This is a genomic window from Clostridium sp. 19966 (assembly GCF_032335695.1).
GTDB lineage: Bacteria > Bacillota > Clostridia > Clostridiales > Clostridiaceae > JACTOJ01.
This window is the reverse complement of record NZ_JACTOJ010000038.1, coordinates 1-17232: the sequence shown is the minus strand read 5'-3', so window position 1 is coordinate 17232 and position 17232 is coordinate 1. Positions and strand designations below refer to the sequence as shown.

The following is a 17232-nucleotide window of genomic DNA, read 5'->3' as shown; positions in this document are numbered from 1 at the left end:
CAGGAATATTAATATATAATTATAAAATTACCAATATAATAACATATTATATTGGTAATAATAAATCCAAAGCTAGGTTAATCTCTTTATTATCTATCCAAATATAGCCTTTATTATACCTCCACAATCTCCTTTACAAGTACCATCACAATAATTAGCACAACCACTAGTACATGATCCTTCACATACTTTTGCACAATAACCAGAACATCCTATGTTACACTCTTCTGGACACATGTATCCTTTTACATCCAATTCCTTATCATTGTTTTTTTGAAAAAACTGTTTCATTTTCCATCCACCCTTTATATTTTTATTTGAATTAACCCAGCATTAGAATTTATTTCTTGTATCTGCCTTAAATCAAAAATATTTCATTACTATCAAAATTTATGCGCCATTGTCCGCCTTCTTTTCCTTGCCAAGAATATTTATTAGCTTTAGATTTCCACCACTCATTAAATTGATTTACAATTATAGGCTTTTGTATTATTATTTTTTCTTTTATTTTTTCTATGTCTTTTTCACCTAAATCACTTTTATTGATAGAAAATTCTAGCTCTTCAATAGCATTTTTTTTCTCATATAATTTCATTAATTCTAACTTTTCTATTTCAGAGACGACTCCTACTCTATACATAACTTTCCTCCAATCTTGATTTTATAGCTTCTTTATCCTCTTCTGCTTAAAATAAACTCCAGTGGATCACTATAGCTTAATTTTTCAATTATATTACTTTTTTCTATATATCCAGCTTTAATTAATTCTTCTTGCAGCAATCTGCTTTGTTCTCTTTCTATATGACTAATAACACATTGCTTCTTTGATGGTACATTCAATTCCTCAGTAATTTTCCAATTTAAAAACTTGCATCTATTACATTGAAAGGAATCACATTTAGAGCATATAGGGCTATTATCCAACCTTAATAACTGATCATTTTTTATACTGATTCCATCATTCAAATTACCTATATCAGAACTTTCATCATAAAAATAAAATGCTGGGCAGATATAAATTTTACCGTTAGGCGCTAAAGCAAAGGTATCTTCTCCGCAATCGCAATTGTCCATGTACCTTAAATCTAATCTATCAGTTAAAACATTGATTTCCTTAAATACACCTTTACTATACAACTTTAAAACGTTATTTCTAATCATATCCAATTGCAATTTGTATATGTCAATTTCTTCTTCACCCCATGAATCTATGTCTTCCAAAACAATATTTACTCTTGAGCACTGCTTTAAAATTTCCCTTGTATTCTTGTACAAATCAAATAAATTATCTAGTGAAACTTTTTGTATACATATTTGCATATTTTCATCTTTTAAGTCCTTTGAATCCTTTATGATTGGAATAAATTCATCTTGTTTCAAATAACTTTTTATGGAGTCAAATCTTAAGTATTTCCTAAAAATTTCATCACTTTTGCCAAGCATTACAGGCGTAATATTATTCACTTCACAAAAATCAATGGCTTTTTTAAAGGTTTCCTGACTCATCATGTTTTCTGCTTTTCTCCAATTTTTATATCTGCAATGAGGAGTAATCTCATCACTTAATATAAATTGCAAATATTTTTTATTACCATCTAATTTTCCCAATCTCTTAAGTCTATTTATTTCAAGCGGAGAAATTTTTCCAGTAACTTCACTATATCTTTTCCAAAAATATTCATTTGCTCTAACATTGGCTTTATGCATTTTACAAATATATGTACTTCTTTGGTATATGGTGTTAGTCGCTGCGAAATCATAATTAGCACCTGTGCACCAAGCACACCCAGTCGCCACGTCACATTTCACACATTTTTTATCACTTTGACTTAATAGATCCAAGGCTTGAAATGCTCTTACCTTTTCATTATTTATTCCAGTATAAACACTTCCTATTTTTCTGCCCTTTTTATTGCATAATGCAAAATCTAAAAATCTTATACATGGAAAAAAGTTGCCTTCGCAGTCAATAGCCAACATTTTTCCTGCACCACAAAAATTAGCATCTTTTTCATATCTATCTAAAGGCAAACCAATATTCGGATCAAAAAACCTTACTGAAAATTCATCCCAAAGTTTGTGCTCTATTACATAATCGGCTAATTCCTTTAATTGATTTTCAAAGACTATATCATCATTTTCTTCCCATGCATCTTCAAATACCACATTTGCGGCAACAATTTTTATTCCTATATTCCATAAATTAATAATGCTATCTTTTAAATAAGGTAGATCTAGATGCGAAAAAGTTGCTTTAGTTGACTTACTTGGAAACTGCTCTAACCATAAAGGTACATTTTTTATAACATCATCATAGGAACCTCGTCCATCTGGATATACCCTTGAAGTATCATGTTTTATCTTGTTGCCATCAACGCTAAGCCCTACGCTCAGATGACCCTTATTTTTATCAATAAATCTTTGAACTTTCGCTGTATTATATAAAATTCCATTTGACGAAAAACTAAATCTATATGATTCAAACCATGGATGATCTATTAGAAACATTTTTTGCTTTATGTAATCACAAATCCTATCAATTAAATCTATTTCTAAAAATGGTTCTCCACCTATAAAGTCCCAAATAACTGAATCACTATCAAAAAACTCTCTATCTTCTAAAATATAATCCACTGCTTTTTTAGCTATGTCAAAAGTTAATTTCTTTATATTATTTTTACCAACCATGTAACAATATTTACATGCTAAATTACAAGCCTCTGTTACACAGAACGTTATCGTTTTTATGGATTTTCCATTGCCTGTCCATCCTTTGTCGAGTTGTCCCATTAAAACATTCTTCTCTTCCATATTTCTTCTCCTTTCAATTTTTCATAATGTCTTTTATATCATTTATATCTAGTTTAATGTTTGACTTTTGAATAAGCTTGCATACAGATCCAGTAACGTAGGCTGTAGCTATACTATTGCCTTCATATGTTTCTTTTCTTTCGTTATTATCATATGAATATATTCCCGAGGTATAAAAATACTTATCTATATACTTAATTTGTGTTTCTGCTAAATTTGTAGAGCTTTTTACACCAATCACATTTTTAAATGAAGCCGGATATGTTTTTTTATTTTCATTATCAACTGAACAAATTACTATAATGTTCCTATTATTCAATTCATTTATAATTCTTTTAAGCTTGATAAAATGAATTTTTTTTACAGTTCCAAGACTCAAATTAACTACATTAGGACTAAACTTCATACAATATTTTAATGCTGCTATTAATAGCTTGCTACTACTCATTAGCTTGCTATTTAATATGCTAATATCTATAAATTGTACTTCGTCACAAACGCTCCTAATGCAGTTAGCAATTACTGTTCCATGAATATGTGTGCATTGGAATTCTGTCATTAATTGTATTTTACCGCCCTTATCTTCTTTCATTTCTATACTGTGCAATATATATTTTTTTAACTGATCATCATCACCATTTAATCCACTATCAATTACAACAACTTTGACCTTATCAAGCATTTTATGCCTCCTTACTACTGATTCCCTTTTCAAGCTTATTAATCTCATTTTCGTAAAAGCTTCTATATGCACCATTATTGTCATACAAATAATGGTGACTTCCTTGGCATACTATTTTTCCATCATCCATAAGAACAATATTATCTGCCAGCAACATGGTAGAAATATTATGTGCTATAATTATTACATTTCTTTTATTTGCAATGTTTTTAATAGATTTTTCTATCAAAAAATGTGATTCCATATCGATAGCAGCTGTAGCTTCATCTAAAAGAATTATTGGTGAGTTTCTGGCTATACACATTGCTAAAATTATTCTTTGCTTTTGTCCCCCTGAAAGATTATTAGCATTCTCCTTAATAATAGTGTCATACTTCTTCTCCAATCCCTCTATATATTCATGCATGTAAACAAGCTTACAGGCTTCTTCTATTTTTTCAATTTCTATATCATTACAAACTAATTGGAAATTTTCCTTTATAGACTTATTAAATAAAAAAGCCTGTTGATGAACTGCTGATATTGAATTTCTTATAGCCTTTTCAGACAATAACTTTATGTTTATGTTGTCTAAAAGTATCTCTCCTTCTGAAGGTTCGTATAATTTTAAAATAAGACTGAATAAAGTACTCTTTCCACATCCATTCTTTCCAACTATTACAGTTATGCTATTTTCTCTTAAGATTAAGCTTAAATTTTTTATTACATTTGTGTCATTTTTATATCCAAAAGTGATATTTCTAATTTCTATATCTCCGTTTATTGATTTCATATCAATATTTCCAAAATCCTCTGACTTAAATAGATTATCATCTAATATTTGGAAAATTCTTTCTAAAGAAACTAGTGCTTGTTGAATTGTTGAATTAACACTTGTAAGGGTAGTTAATGAACTACTAAATTGATTTGAATATGAAGTAAATGCAACGAAAAGTGCAATATCTATTTTATGTGTATAAATAAAATAAATTCCTAAACCTATTATAAGTATTTCATCAAGTTCATTTATTAGCTGCGATATAATTTGCGATAAAAAGCTTATTCCAGAAACCTTTAAATTTTTATCTCTCAACTCTATATTAACTTCATTATATTCATGCTGTATTTGCTGTTTGATTCCATAGGTCTTTATATATCTAATTCCAAACAAAGATTGATATAGTATTGAGTAATATTTATCATTGATTTTCTTTAGTTCTAAACTCTCTTTCCTAAGTTTCCTTCCAAATATCTGAAATATAAAATAATAAAATGGGAAACCTACCACTACTACTGAAGCTAATATATAGCTTATTTTAAATATTGCAAAAGCTAATATAATAACTCTTAAAATATCTATTACCGTAGATACTAATTGATTTGTAATTATACTAGATAATGTACTTACATCTCCTTCTAACCTAGAGGTGAATTCTCCTATTCTCGTATTATCAAAATTTATCATTTTTATGTTTAATATCTTTCTATACATGTCAGATTTTAAATCACTTATTATGCGGTTATTTAATAAAGAATTCAAATATCCTTTTCCGCTGCCACTTATGGTCTGAATTGTATATATAACTAAAATTAGAATAATATTTATATAAATCTTCTCATATTTCCCTTCAGCTATATATTGCAATACTTCTCCCCATATAAGGGGATAAATTATTGATAAAAAAATATTTAAAACAGATGCAGCAATAAATAATATAAATATGCCTTTATAATTTTTAATATAACCAAATGTTCTTTTTAACAATTTTTTATCATTTTGAGAAAGTGTTTTTATCATTTTATTATCCTCTTATATAATTGTAAATTATGATATTTACAATTATACTCATATTAAGCCTAAAATTATTATTTAAAAAGATTAATTATATTTTTTAACTATTCTGTTTTTTACTTCTACTTTTTATGTGAATTTTGCTATTCCAAAAGTAATAATTTTACTTATTTTGTTAAATTAACATTTACTTATACATTAGTAGATAAATTAATTAAACTTTAACAAAAAAAAAGAACTCATTTAAGAGTTCCTTTTAATCACTTCTATTATAATTAATTTCCTATCAATTTAATTTTGGCACCACCACATAGGCCAAATACATTAATACAGAAAACTCTCCTATCAATATCCAAAGTGGTATATACGATGTAATGCCTTCTTCATTAATTTCTACATCCCCAATAGGATTGTTAAGCATATACATCATCTCTGGATCTTGTTCAAAATTAAATGCAGGTGCCGTTTCTTCTGGCATATTCTTCTTGTTCTGCTTGTCCATATATTGAAGTATCATGATTACTAAAAATAAACACGCCGCAGCCATTACAAAAAGCACTCCTAAAGTCAGTATAATCTGAGAAGATGTTTGATGCTGAGCCTGCTTAACTGTTTCCGAATCATAATTTTTTAATACTGCAAAAGATAAAGCAACCTGTATACCATTAAAAGTAACATGTGCAAGAGAAGAAGCGAAAATAGAATTAGTTATTCTCACCAAGTAAGTAAATATTATTCCCAATGCAAAGGCATAAAAAAATTGATTCAAATCTAGGTGGAACATTCCAAAAATCAAACCGTTTATTACAGCCGCTTTAGCTGTGCTTTGGTTCTCATAGCCTGATAATACAACTCCTCTGCAAAATGCCTCTTCACATATAGCTGGCTGAACTGCTATAGCAAAAAACATAAATAAGAATGAAACATTTCCCATACTGGAAAGAGCTTCTGGTACTGGGTTGGGAAATATAATCCCCGCTAAATTTGCCAAAAAACTTGATATAGGCTGACATAAGATAGCTATAACAATAATAAGCAATGCATTTGTAAATGATAATTTATTAAGCCTAAGAGTTTTTTTCACTGGCGCTTTTGTTATAATAAAAAATAGTATGCAAGGGATTAAAATAAGTATATATTCATCTCCAAGCATAAAGTTTGAATATCCAAATAATCTAACTAATGGTGATGATACAAATAATTTAGTAAATACCAAGAAAGTTATTAGTATAAGTGCAAAGACATTGGACCTAAGTAATGGCTTCATATTTTTTCTCCTTTCCCTCGAACCACATTTAATCATATGTATTATATATTAATATATAACCATAGTTCTTAAAATTTTTGGTTCTTTTAGGGTTCATCAAAGCTAATTAATATTATTTAATTATATAATAATTTGTTAATTTTATAAAGCAGTGTTTTAAATTATGGTTCTTAGCTGCACTAAGAAGAAAAAGAAATATCCGTAATCACAATCTCTGCTTGACTGCCTATCCTTATTGGCGGTCCCCAAAATCCATATCCGCTGGATACTATAACATTAAGAGCACCTTTTCTCTTATATCCATAATCTAACTCAAACATCCTTGAGGTTATTAGATTAGCTGGAGCCAGCTGACCTCTATGAGTATGCCCTGAAAACATTAAATTCGTTCCTGATTCTTGGACCTTATCCATATCTATAGGTTGGTGATCCATCAAAAATATAGGTTTTGTCTTATCTGTATCTTTCAAAATATCCTCTATGTTTTTCCTCTTCTCATTTAAGCTTCTTTCCAGAGATACATCATTTCTTCCAGCCACATAGAAGCTTCCATCAACTAATACAGCCTCATCTCTAAGTACTTTTATCCCTGCCTTTGAATATTCTTTTACAATATCATCTACCTTATCACCAAAGCCTTCATGATTTCCAAGCACACCATACACACCATATTTACTCTTCAGCTTCAATAGTTCTTCAGCTATATGCTGATCTATAAAGGGCTGAATTTTGGAATCAATTATATCGCCTGCTATAAGGACTACATCTGGATTTTGACGATTTACTTCATCAACCATAGTTTTTACTCTGTCTCTTCCAACTTCCTGCCCAACATGTATATCGCTTATCATAGCTACTCTGAGCTTTTTATTCCCATTGTTTAGTTTTTTATCTATGCTTATGCTATAATTTGTTATTTTAGTGTTATACGCCATATAGCTTCCGTATATTAAAATACTTCCTATGTACACAAATATCATTACTGCAGAAATAAGCTGAAAAGTATTATTGCTGAATAAGCTTTGCAGCAAACTAAGCTTTCTTAGTATCAGACCTATAAAATCAGTCACAAGAAACAATAATGTAAAGTAAAATATACAGGCAAGCCATAGTCCGCCGATTCTGCTTATGATTCTGACTATAAAATTAGACTGCTTGCTTAATATATAACTTATTATAAAAGCTAAAGAAAGTAATATTATTAGCACCCAATAAAGCTTTTCACTAAAATGAGGTATATATTTAACAGCTCTATTCCATATTCTCGCGCCTAAATAATAATTTATCCCTCCATACAAAGTTATCATGACCACTACTAGCAAAATAGATAATAATATCAAATATATCACCTCATAAATACGTATTACTCACTTATTTCCTTTAGTTCTCTTCTAAGCCAGTCTAAAACTGTCATCACGGTTCTAGTTCTGACTTTTTGCCTGTCCCCAGTTAAATTTAATTTCTTGGCCTTTACTTCTCCATCTATGCACATCCCAGCATAAACTAATCCTACAGGTTTTTCCTTAGTTCCTCCTCCTGGTCCTGCTATTCCTGTAACAGAAATCCCTATTCTTGCCCCAGAAATTCTAACAATCCCCTCTGCCATTTCTTTAGCCGTCTGCTCACTTACAGCTCCATATTTTTCTAAGGTTTCATTTTTAACACCTAAGAGCTGAACTTTTGCTTCATTAGCATAGGTTACTACTCCGTGAGTAAATATTGAAGATACTCCAGGATAATTTACTAATGTAGCTGCTATAAGTCCTCCTGTACAAGACTCTGCGGTAGCTACAGTTATATTTTTATGTACAAGCATCTCTGCTACAACATATTCAAGTGTAATATCCCCTTCTCCATATATATAATCACCTAGTATATTTCTTATTTCCTTTTCAGTTTGAGAGATAAGCTTCTTAGCCTCCTCTTCGTCTTTACCTTTAGCTGTTATTCTAAGTATCGCCTCATTATCTTTTGCATAAGGAGCTACTGTTGGGTTTTCTCTATTTATTATATCTCCAACCTTCTCAGCCATAGAGCTTTCTCCTAAGCCAAAGGTTCTTAGAACCTTTGAAATCAATATGCCCTCTGAAAACTTTTTAAGATAAGGTTTTACGCTCTCTTCAAACATAGGAACTGCTTCCTTTGGAGGCCCTGGAAGAAGTATCAATGTCTTTCCGCCCTCTTCAATTATGCAGCCAGGAGCAGTACCGTTATTATTTTTTAAAATTATACAGCCTTTCGGAAGCATAGCTTGTTTTTTGTTGGATTCAGGCATATCCTTGCACATTCTTTTAAAAAAACTTTCTATGCTATTTAAAGACTCTTCATCTAATACAAGTTCTTTATTAAAATATTTAGCTCCAACTTCTTTTGTTAAATCATCTTTAGTTGGTCCAAGCCCTCCTGTAGCAATTACCATATCAGACTTTTCAAAAGCTTCCTGCAAAGCGTTAAAAAGTCTCGTCTCATTATCTCCTACCACAGATTGATAATATACTGATATTCCTAGAGCCGCTAGCTCCTTTGATAAATACTGGGCATTAGTATTTAATATATCTCCCAGCAGCAACTCTGTGCCTACCGCTATAATTTCAGCTTTCATTTTTCTCTCTCCTCTCAATTATAAAATACCCCCGAAGAAAATTATACCATATTTCTTCGAGGGTATATAATTACTCACTTATAGCTACTGCAATAGCTCCCATCACACCTGCATCTGTTCCTAGTCCTGCAGGAACAACCTTACACTCATTCATTGGAGCTATAGCTCTGTTTTTAACAACCTCTCTAACGGTTTCAAAAACTATTTCTCCGCCTTGAGCTACTCCTCCGCCTATTACTATCACATCAGGATCAAAGGCACAGGCCACATTAGCCACACATATTCCTAAATAATTTAAACTCTTGTTTAGTATAAAGGATGCAACCTTATCTCCTTTTTCAGCTTCCTTAAACACCTCATAGGAGGTTACTTTATCGTAACTGGAAAGACTTGTCTTTAGGCCTCTGCTAACTGCATCGTTGGCTTGTCTTGCTATAGCAGTTCCTGATGATAGCGCCTCTGCGCATCCATAGTTGCCGCAGTTACATCTTGGTCCATCAGGTTGAATTGTCATGTGTCCAACCTCTAATGCATTTCCAGTTGAGCCCCTATACAATTTACCATTGATTACTGCTCCTCCGCCAATTCCAGTGCTTACTGTTATGTAAACCATATTTTGAGTGCCCTTACCTGCTCCAAATAGATACTCACCTATAGCTGCAGCATTAGCATCATTTTCAAGATGTGTAGGTATATTAAACCTTCCTTTAACATTTTCTACTATCCTGAATTCCTTAAAAGGAAGATTAGGAGTTGTTAAAATAATTCCGTTTTTAGCATCTAATGGTCCAGGCGAACCTACGCCTATAGACTTTATATCATCATTTTTAAGCTTTCCGTCAATTATAACCTTCTCAATAGTATCACAGATTCTTCCTAAAACAGCCGCTTCACCTTCTTGAGCATTTGTTGCTACAACCTCTTTTGCTATGATGTTTCCTTCAAGATCAGAAAGAGCTGTGCATATTTTTGTACCACCTAGGTCCACACCTACCACGTATTTTTTATCCATTCCCACTTAACCTCCAAGTTATCTTCATTTATATACCAAGCTATGTTATTAAGCTGCTTACAATAAGCATTTCAAACAAAGCATATGATTAATTTAAACGGTTTAGCAAACCATTACATTACATAATAAAATTATGCTATACATCAGTATTATAGCATAATTTTTCACAATGCAAAATTATTTATGACCTTTTCTCTGCCTGAATATATATTTTTCCTTCTTTATCCGTGATTTCTGATCTTATTAAAAAATTTTTGTTTTTTAATATTTTGCATATTAGCTGTACATTTTCATTATCCACACCATCAAAGCTTAGTAAAAATTCATCCTTGGCATCAACTATATCTATATAATCGTTTATATCGCTATAATCCCCCAATTGAATATTCCCTGTCACTTGCAGCTTATATTTTGACATATTACCCCTCCATTACTCCATTTCCGTCACCATTTTTACATATTCCTTAGTATGTACTAGATTATCTTTCTTATGTAAATATTCGTCCTTAAAATTCCTTGTACAAATTAATTCTCTAATAATATTTATTATGATAAATTTCTGTCAATTATTACACCAAATATTTGTAACTATTTATGCAAAATGCTATAATTTAAGTATGTCCTAAAAAATATTTATTGTAGGAGGAGATAATATGAAATCACTAAAAGGCACAAAAACGGCTGAAAATTTGATGAAAGCTTTTGCAGGTGAATCTCAAGCAAAAAACAGATACTCTTACTACGCTTCAGTAGCTAAAAAGGAAGGTTATGTACAAATAGCCAACATATTTTTAGAGACATCAGAAAATGAAGGCGCTCATGCTAAAAGATTTTTAAAATTTTTAGTTGAAGATTTAAATGGGGAAGCAGTAGAAATTAACGGTGCAGCTTATCCTGCCGCATTAGGAGATACTAAATTTAACCTTAAAGCTGCCGCTGAAGGTGAAAATGAAGAGTGGACTACACTTTATCCTTCGTTTGCTGCAACTGCTGAAGAAGAAGGCTTTCCTGCTGTAGCTGCTGCTTTTAAATTAATTTCTAAAGTTGAAACTGCTCATGAAAAAAGATATAACAAATTGCTAGAAAATCTAGAAAAGGAAGAGGTATTTAAAAAACAAGCCTCAACTTTTTGGAAATGCCTAAATTGCGGATACATATATGAAGGAACAGAAGCTCCTAAAACTTGTCCTGCTTGCTTGCATCCTCAAGCTTATTTTGAATTACTTTCAGAAAATTACTAATAAAGAAGCCTCCTATGAGATAGCTCATTGGGGGCTTTAATTTATATACTTTTTGTTGATTTTCCTGGTACTAGCTCACCTTGAAATAAAACATGCTGAGCTGGAGTCTTTTTACGTATCATATCAAATAATATTTTGATTGTTGATTGAGCCATTTTCTCTACAGGCTGCCTAATAGTTGTTATTGAAGGATTATAGTACTTAGCTATATCCAATCCATCAAAGCCAGCAACAGAATAATCTTCAGGTATTTTTTTACCTGCATCAAATATAGCTTTGCAGGCTCCTATTGCTAATGTATCCGATATAGCATATATAGCGGTAAATTCTTGCTGCGACTCTAATAGCTCCTGAGTAACCATATAGCCATTTTCCATAGAATAGGTTTCAATTCCATCCTTCATGTATCTTATAAGCTTTTCATCTATCTCAATATTATTATCTTTCAAAGCTTTCATATAACCATTTAATCTGAGGTTTCCGATGCTCTCATCATCCATTGATGCAGTAATGATTGCAATTTTTTTATGTCCTAAGCTGCACAAATAATCTACCAATTTATAGCTTTCTTTAAAGTCATCTACGGAAACAGATGAGCAAATATTCTTATCTATTTTCTGAGTGCTTCCAATGGTACTTAACACAAAAGGAACATTCAACTGTGCCAGCTTCTCATCAGAGTGAAAGAAATGTCCACCTAAAAATACAATTCCTTTTAATCTTTTTTCTTTCTCAAGCTGGATAGCTACATCTACTTCATCTTCCCTATCCTCTACACGGTGTAAAATAAATGAATACTTTTTCTTCTTTATTTCCAATTCAAAAGTTTTAATTATATTGCTGAAAAGTGGATTTGTAATACCCTTAATAAGAACAGCAATAGTATTAGAATCTAATCTTTTTAAATTTCTTGCGCTGTTATTAGGAATATAGTTGTTTTCCTTAATAACCTTCATTATCATGGCTTTAGTTTCTTCATTAATGTCAGGATGATTATTTATAGCCCTAGATACCGTACTTACAGCTACACCACATAATTTTGCAATATCTTTAATTGTGATTGTCTCCATAATCATTTATCCTTTTCATTTATTATCAAATGCATATACTGCTATGTTAAATCTAGATTTTGATATATATAATTATACTAACTAAATCCATTAAATGCAATAAACGCGTATTCAAAAGCTAAACTTTATCCTTTTACAGCTCCTGCTACAACCCCCTCTATAATATACCTCTGACAAATAAAGTAGAAAATTACTATTGGAATAATGGCTAGAACTAGAACGGCCATCATTGCGCCCATATCCACGGAACCATATCCGCCTTTTAAATATTGAACTGCTATAGGTATGGTTTTGTAATCAGTACCTATAATCAAATAAGGTAACAAATAATCATTCCATATCCACATAGCATTGAGTATAGAGACAGTAATGGCTATAGGTTTTAATATTGGAAATACAACACTAAAATAAGTTTGTATCGGATTGCAGCCATCTATTACTGCAGCTTCTTCAATTTCTAACGGAATTGATTTTACAAACCCTGAAAACATAAAAACTGATAATCCAGCGCCAAAGCCTAAATATATTAAAATAATACCAAAAGGATTGTCTATATGCAGCATATTAGCTACTTTAGTCATAGTAAACATAACCATTTGAAACGGTACTATCATAGAGAATGTAAATACATAATATAATGCACTTGTGGTTTTGCTTTTAACTCTTGTTATATACCAAGCAGTCATAGAGGTAAATAATACAATTACAACTACTGAGCATACCGTAATGAATAAAGACCATCCAAAAGCTTGTAGAAAGCCTGTAGAGTTTATTCCATTTGTATAGTTGCTAAAACCTACGAACTTATTTCCAGTTGGAAAAACGAAAGGTGCGTCACTGATATAGAACTTTCCCTTAAAGGAATTCATAATAACAATAAAAATTGGTGCTAAAAATGCAATGGATAATATAGTCATAAAAATAAAGATTGTGGTATCTTTTAATTTTTCAGCTTTCATCAGTTCTCTACCTCCCTACTTCTAGTTAGTGCAAGCTGTATACCTGCTATTACTGCAACTAAAACAAAGAATATTACAGCCTTTGCCTGTCCAACGCCTTCCCAGCCAACCTTTCCATAAAAAGTATTATATATATCTAACGCCAACATAGATGTCTGTTTAGATGGTGCTCCAGCTGTTAAAGCAAGGTTTTGATCAAATAACTTAAATGAATTAGATAAAGTTAAAAATAAGCATATTGTAATTGATGGCATTACCAATGGAATAGTAACACTTCTTAGTATTTTAAATGGGCTTGCTCCATCTATTTGAGCTGCTTCATATAAATCTGAAGGTACATTTTGAATTCCAGCAACATAGATAATCATCATATATCCTATAAGCTGCCAGTTCATCAATATTACTAATCCCCAAAAGCCGTACTTGGCGTTAAAAGTCAAAGTTACCCCAAATTTATAAAGTACTCCATTAATTATTAGCTGCCATATATATCCAAGCACTATGCCTCCTATTAGATTCGGCATAAAAAATATTGTTCTAAATACATTAGTGCCTTTCTTCCCACGTGTTAGCAATAAAGCTATAAAAAAAGCAAATACATTGATCGTTATTACTGATATTACTGTAAATCTAACGGTAAACCAAAGTGCATTTAAAAAATCCTTGTTTTTAAATGCTTTAGCATAATTATCAAGTCCCACCCATTTTGCATCAAGCACTGTTGTAAACTTAGTAAACGATAGATATATGCCTAATATGAAAGGTATCAAAAAAGCTATAGTAAATGCTAACAATGTAGGGAGAGTAAAAACGAGAAAATACTTTTTCAATCTTTTTTCCATATTATCTCCTCCTATTAATGATTTTAAAATGGTGAATTTGCGCATATGTGCTGAAATACATTTTATGCAAATTCACCATACTTCATATCTAATATATTTTTATAATATAGATTTAATTACTTTGATTTTTCAGAAGACCAGGATTCTTTCACAGTGCTTACAACCTGATCCCAGGTCTTATTTCCTTGCGCATATTGAAGAAGTGCATCACCAAAATCGTTTTTAAACTGTTCACTTGGGAATGCTTCAAAAGCCCATGGAACTGTATTAACACCCTTGTTCATCCAATCAACAACTTGACTTGCAAGAGGATCTGAAGGTTTTTCTGAATCAGTAAAAGTGTTAAATGGAGCAATGAATCCTAATTTATTCACTACATAATCTTTTCCTTTGGTGCTGGAGAATAACCACTCTAAGAAAGCTATGGATGCATCTTGCTTTTCTTTAGATACTTTACTGTTTATAGCAAAATAGTTTTCTGTTCCAATGCATAGACCTTGTTTTTCTTCCCCATTAACACCTGTATATATTGGTAAGAATTTAACATCATCTTTATTTACGGTGTTTCCTGAAACCTGACTTATTTGTGACCAAGCCCAGTTTCCGTTTTGAACCATAGCAGCTTGACCAAGAGCAAACTCTGCCATAGAATCAGTTACAGATTTGCCTCCTAAAAGCTTCTTGTCTGAAACTGAATTATTTATATATAAATCGAAGATATTTTTAAAGTTGTTTGCATATGAGAATTTAATATCGTTAGTAGCTAAACCTGCCAAAACTGTATTATCGTATTTAGTATTATCTTTGAATTCATAGTAGAATGGCATATTAGCTAAATGTGTCTGCCATCTCCATTGTTCTCCTGCTTTTAAGGATGTGGAGGCAAATACCCCCTTAATTCCTAATTTATCCTTATGTGCTGTCATATCTTTGACAACTTTGCTTAATAAATCAAAATTGTTTATTTCACTTGTAGAGCTTATGGATACTGCTTTATCACTTAAAGCAAAATACTTTTTCATGATTGCATCGTTATATATAATTCCATATCCTTCAACAACATATGGAATTCCATAAACCCCGCTGCCACTCTTTACTGCCAATGACTTATCGGTTAAGTAGCTATAAAGTTTTGTCTTACTTAAATCTGTACAATAATCTTTCCAATTCTGATACCCAACAGGACCATTAATTTGAAAAATTGTAGGTGCATCTGACTTTGCCACCTCTGACTTTAAAGTTGCTTCATAAGTTCCGCTGGCAGCAGTAACAACTTTAACCTTAACTCCAGTTTCTTTCTCATAATCTGCTGCTATAGCCTTATATGTGTCTGCAATTTCAGGTTTAAAGTTTAAAAAATAAATTTCCTTGGCTGAAGAAGTCTTGCCACTGCCCCCGCTGCTGCTTGTGCAACCAACTAATAGAGTTGAACCAATAGCTACAGATAAAACTGCGCTAAGTAATCTTTTTTTCATGTAAACCCCTCTCCTTGCTAATAATCTTTGTTGGTACCGTTATCGGTAACGTTATCGGTACCGTTTACAGCAACCACAATTTGATAATATCATATTGACAATAAATTTACAATACATATTTTAATATTTTTTATAATTATGTGAATTTTTAAACTATATAGTTTTGGTGATGAAAAATCTCTATGAACCTACTTTAAATAGTCTTAAGTATATTTATTTGGGCTATTTACCTTAAGATGTACGGGCTATAATGATATTCCAATTGACAATAAATAATTTTAAGCATATAATTTCACTGTTCCAAAATAATACATATCATAATTTTATAAAATAAAGGAGATTAGGATGTCTGAAAAATTATTGAATGAACATATTTGTTTAAAGGAATATATATCAGAAAAAGACTATGATGAATTGGCTGAACTTAGCAATTTATGTTACTTAAATGACTCTATCAATTTGAAATTGGAGCTGGAATATAAATTAGATTTATACAAAAATCAAAATAAATCTTATAATAAGATTAATGAATTTTTTTATTACTCAAACGAAAATTTAATATCCTATCTTGGAATTTCAAGTTTCAACGATAATGTAGCAGAAATCAACGGAATGACTCATCCAGATTGGAGAAGAAAAGGCATATTTAAAAAAATGATTCAATTTGCAATAAATGAATGCACTAATAGAAATTTTTCTAATATTCTATTGCTTTCAGATTTTAAATCAGTATCTGGAATTAATTTCATAGAGTCCATCGGTGGAAAATATGATTTTTCAGAATATAGAATGAAGCTTAACGAAAAAATTTCTTTAAATGAAATAGGTCCTGTAAGCCTAAGAAAAGCTGAAAAATCAGATAATAGAGAGATAGCTAAGCAAAATGAAATTTTTTTTGGTGGTGGAGATGAATCTGATATTTTTAATCAAATAACTTATATGATAGAACTTAATGAAACCACAATAGGAAAGATAAAGGTAGAATTTAACCATGGATCCGCTTTCATATTTGGTTTTGGTATACTACCAGATTATAGAGGTAAAGGTTATGGCAAAGCTGCTTTAAAGCAAACTATTTCTCTAATACAAGAAAAAAGTATAAGCGAAATAGAATTAGATGTAGAAACTAAAAATGATCGAGCCCTTAATTTGTATACTTCCTGTGGTTTCGAAAAGAAATCTGCCATGAATTACTATAACATATAGCGCGTCAGCACTTTATTGGCTTTTTTTCTCTTAAAAACAAAAAAACACTTAGCTTCATGCTAAATGTTCTAACTCTCCAAAAAAATTAAAATGGCTCCGCGAAGAGGGCTCGAACCTCCAACCCTTCGGTTAACAGCCGAATGCTCCACCATTGAGCTATCGCGGAATACCAACCTGGCAACGTCCTACCCTTCCACCCAGTCACCCGGGCAGTACTCTCGGCGATACAGCGTTTAACCATCGTGTTCGGAATGGGAACGGGTGTAGCAGCTGTTCCATAATCACCAGATAAAG

Annotated in this window: 16 protein-coding genes, 1 tRNA gene and 1 rRNA gene; 2 read left to right on the top strand and 16 right to left on the bottom strand. The window is 31.4% G+C overall.

Annotation, left to right across the window (positions count from 1 at the left end; all coding sequences use genetic code 11):
* Positions 1-93: 93 nt before the first annotated feature.
* The 10 genes from IAI10_RS22655 to IAI10_RS22610 form a co-directional block, all read right to left on the bottom strand.
* Positions 94-291 carry a hypothetical protein gene (locus IAI10_RS22655; protein WP_315675595.1) on the bottom strand — a complete coding sequence of 66 codons (198 nt, stop codon included), beginning with the start codon at positions 289-291 and terminating at the stop codon, positions 94-96.
* Positions 292-358: 67 nt separating this feature from the next.
* Positions 359-640: a CXXX repeat peptide modification system protein gene (locus IAI10_RS22650; protein WP_315675594.1), complete on the bottom strand. Its 282-nt coding sequence runs from the start codon at positions 638-640 to the stop codon at positions 359-361.
* A gap of 32 nt (positions 641-672) precedes the next feature.
* Complete coding sequence (locus tag IAI10_RS22645) at positions 673-2811, bottom strand: radical SAM peptide maturase, CXXX-repeat target family (RefSeq protein WP_315675593.1); 2139 nt, start codon at positions 2809-2811, stop codon at positions 673-675.
* A 13-nt stretch (positions 2812-2824) separates the two neighbouring features.
* Positions 2825-3493 carry a S8 family serine peptidase gene (locus IAI10_RS22640; RefSeq protein ID WP_315675592.1) on the bottom strand — a complete coding sequence of 223 codons (669 nt, stop codon included), beginning with the start codon at positions 3491-3493 and terminating at the stop codon, positions 2825-2827.
* 1 nt (position 3494) lies between these two features.
* Positions 3495-5270, bottom strand: a complete 1776-nt coding sequence (locus IAI10_RS22635; RefSeq protein WP_315675591.1) for an ABC transporter ATP-binding protein — start codon at positions 5268-5270, stop codon at positions 3495-3497.
* A 280-nt stretch (positions 5271-5550) separates the two neighbouring features.
* The gene (locus tag IAI10_RS22630; protein WP_315675590.1) at positions 5551-6531 is read right to left on the bottom strand and encodes a type II CAAX endopeptidase family protein; all 981 of its coding nucleotides are present in this window, start codon (positions 6529-6531) and stop codon (positions 5551-5553) included.
* A gap of 179 nt (positions 6532-6710) precedes the next feature.
* Positions 6711-7871 carry a metallophosphoesterase gene (locus tag IAI10_RS22625; protein WP_315675589.1) on the bottom strand — a complete coding sequence of 387 codons (1161 nt, stop codon included), beginning with the start codon at positions 7869-7871 and terminating at the stop codon, positions 6711-6713.
* A gap of 23 nt (positions 7872-7894) precedes the next feature.
* A complete protein-coding gene (locus IAI10_RS22620; protein ID WP_315675588.1) occupies positions 7895-9133 on the bottom strand; it encodes a competence/damage-inducible protein A in 1239 nt (412 codons plus the stop codon).
* A gap of 70 nt (positions 9134-9203) precedes the next feature.
* Positions 9204-10145 (bottom strand): ROK family protein, encoded by a 942-nt coding sequence (locus IAI10_RS22615; RefSeq protein WP_315675587.1) that lies wholly within the window; start codon positions 10143-10145, stop codon positions 9204-9206.
* A gap of 181 nt (positions 10146-10326) precedes the next feature.
* Complete coding sequence (locus tag IAI10_RS22610) at positions 10327-10563, bottom strand: hypothetical protein (RefSeq protein WP_315675586.1); 237 nt, start codon at positions 10561-10563, stop codon at positions 10327-10329.
* Between the two features lie 235 nt (positions 10564-10798).
* On the opposite strand from IAI10_RS22610, the gene rbr reads away from it, so the two are divergent.
* A complete protein-coding gene (gene rbr / locus IAI10_RS22605) occupies positions 10799-11386 on the top strand; it encodes a rubrerythrin (protein WP_315675585.1) in 588 nt (195 codons plus the stop codon).
* A 41-nt stretch (positions 11387-11427) separates the two neighbouring features.
* Here the strand turns inward: rbr and IAI10_RS22600 are convergent, their stop codons facing one another.
* From IAI10_RS22600 to IAI10_RS22585, 4 genes are all read right to left on the bottom strand, one after another.
* Positions 11428-12456 (bottom strand): LacI family DNA-binding transcriptional regulator, encoded by a 1029-nt coding sequence (locus IAI10_RS22600; RefSeq protein ID WP_315675584.1) that lies wholly within the window; start codon positions 12454-12456, stop codon positions 11428-11430.
* A 125-nt stretch (positions 12457-12581) separates the two neighbouring features.
* Complete coding sequence (locus IAI10_RS22595; protein WP_315675583.1) at positions 12582-13415, bottom strand: carbohydrate ABC transporter permease; 834 nt, start codon at positions 13413-13415, stop codon at positions 12582-12584.
* Positions 13415-14257 carry a sugar ABC transporter permease gene (locus IAI10_RS22590; RefSeq protein ID WP_315675582.1) on the bottom strand — a complete coding sequence of 281 codons (843 nt, stop codon included), beginning with the start codon at positions 14255-14257 and terminating at the stop codon, positions 13415-13417. The genes IAI10_RS22595 and IAI10_RS22590 overlap by 1 nt, the downstream gene beginning before the upstream one ends.
* A gap of 116 nt (positions 14258-14373) precedes the next feature.
* Positions 14374-15732 (bottom strand): ABC transporter substrate-binding protein, encoded by a 1359-nt coding sequence (locus IAI10_RS22585; RefSeq protein WP_315675581.1) that lies wholly within the window; start codon positions 15730-15732, stop codon positions 14374-14376.
* A 345-nt stretch (positions 15733-16077) separates the two neighbouring features.
* Between IAI10_RS22585 and IAI10_RS22580 the strand changes: the two genes are divergently transcribed.
* Positions 16078-16938 (top strand): GNAT family N-acetyltransferase, encoded by an 861-nt coding sequence (locus IAI10_RS22580; protein ID WP_315675580.1) that lies wholly within the window; start codon positions 16078-16080, stop codon positions 16936-16938.
* 91 nt (positions 16939-17029) lie between these two features.
* Here IAI10_RS22580 and IAI10_RS22575 read toward each other — a convergent pair.
* Positions 17030-17104: transfer RNA gene (locus IAI10_RS22575), tRNA-Asn, on the bottom strand.
* A 6-nt stretch (positions 17105-17110) separates the two neighbouring features.
* Positions 17111-17227: ribosomal RNA gene (gene rrf, locus IAI10_RS22570) — 5S ribosomal RNA — on the bottom strand.
* Positions 17228-17232: the final 5 nt, after the last annotated feature.

What these genes read in the sequence shown, in the direction of transcription:
- IAI10_RS22655 (WP_315675595.1), bottom strand. Translation starts at nt 291, where the DNA reads ATGAAACAGTTTTTTCAAAAAAACAATGATAAGGAATTGGATGTAAAA.
- IAI10_RS22650 (WP_315675594.1), bottom strand. Translation starts at nt 640, where the DNA reads ATGTATAGAGTAGGAGTCGTCTCTGAAATAGAAAAGTTAGAATTAATG.
- IAI10_RS22645 (WP_315675593.1), bottom strand. Translation starts at nt 2,811, where the DNA reads ATGGAAGAGAAGAATGTTTTAATGGGACAACTCGACAAAGGATGGACA.
- IAI10_RS22640 (WP_315675592.1), bottom strand. Translation starts at nt 3,493, where the DNA reads ATGCTTGATAAGGTCAAAGTTGTTGTAATTGATAGTGGATTAAATGGT.
- IAI10_RS22635 (WP_315675591.1), bottom strand. Translation starts at nt 5,270, where the DNA reads ATGATAAAAACACTTTCTCAAAATGATAAAAAATTGTTAAAAAGAACA.
- IAI10_RS22630 (WP_315675590.1), bottom strand. Translation starts at nt 6,531, where the DNA reads ATGAAGCCATTACTTAGGTCCAATGTCTTTGCACTTATACTAATAACT.
- IAI10_RS22620 (WP_315675588.1), bottom strand. Translation starts at nt 9,133, where the DNA reads ATGAAAGCTGAAATTATAGCGGTAGGCACAGAGTTGCTGCTGGGAGAT.
- IAI10_RS22615 (WP_315675587.1), bottom strand. Translation starts at nt 10,145, where the DNA reads ATGGATAAAAAATACGTGGTAGGTGTGGACCTAGGTGGTACAAAAATA.
- IAI10_RS22610 (WP_315675586.1), bottom strand. Translation starts at nt 10,563, where the DNA reads ATGTCAAAATATAAGCTGCAAGTGACAGGGAATATTCAATTGGGGGAT.
- rbr (WP_315675585.1), top strand. Translation starts at nt 10,799, where the DNA reads ATGAAATCACTAAAAGGCACAAAAACGGCTGAAAATTTGATGAAAGCT.
- IAI10_RS22600 (WP_315675584.1), bottom strand. Translation starts at nt 12,456, where the DNA reads ATGGAGACAATCACAATTAAAGATATTGCAAAATTATGTGGTGTAGCT.
- IAI10_RS22595 (WP_315675583.1), bottom strand. Translation starts at nt 13,415, where the DNA reads ATGAAAGCTGAAAAATTAAAAGATACCACAATCTTTATTTTTATGACT.
- IAI10_RS22590 (WP_315675582.1), bottom strand. Translation starts at nt 14,257, where the DNA reads ATGGAAAAAAGATTGAAAAAGTATTTTCTCGTTTTTACTCTCCCTACA.
- IAI10_RS22585 (WP_315675581.1), bottom strand. Translation starts at nt 15,732, where the DNA reads ATGAAAAAAAGATTACTTAGCGCAGTTTTATCTGTAGCTATTGGTTCA.
- IAI10_RS22580 (WP_315675580.1), top strand. Translation starts at nt 16,078, where the DNA reads ATGTCTGAAAAATTATTGAATGAACATATTTGTTTAAAGGAATATATA.